Origin of the sequence: Candidatus Frankia nodulisporulans, assembly GCF_902806475.1 — a bacterium.
Taxonomy (GTDB): Bacteria; Actinomycetota; Actinomycetes; order Frankiales; family Frankiaceae; genus Frankia; species Frankia umida.
Genome location: NZ_CADCWS010000578.1, coordinates 1 through 347 on the forward strand (window position 1 = coordinate 1; position 347 = coordinate 347).

Genomic DNA, 347 nt, shown 5'->3' on the forward strand with positions numbered 1-347 from the left:
TCCACCGTCCCGGGTGTCCCCCTGGCGGTGAAGCTCACCACCGCCGACGCCCACACGGCGATCGAGACGGCGTGGCGGGACGGCCTGAGCATCCGCGACGCGGCCCGGGTGTCCACCCGATCCCCCGCCCAGGTGCAGCGGATCTACACCCGCCTTGAAGTCGCCCGGAGCAACACGACCGTCACCGCCGCCTAACCCCCCGTCGGGCCGTCCACCCCCGGGCGGCCCGACGGCCCACCAGCCGAGGAGCAGGACAGACATGATCACCTGAAAAGGCGACAGCCCAGAGGCAGCAAAACCCCTGGGCTGTCCTTGCTGATCATCAACATCAACCGCCGACCGTGAGA

General features: G+C 69.7%; 1 protein-coding gene. It reads left to right on the forward strand.

What is annotated here, in order from left to right:
- On the forward strand, nt 1–195 hold a 195-nt coding region (locus G6R24_RS21470; protein ID WP_163550897.1), incomplete at its 5' end, for a hypothetical protein.
- Nucleotides 196–347 lie beyond the last annotated feature (152 nt).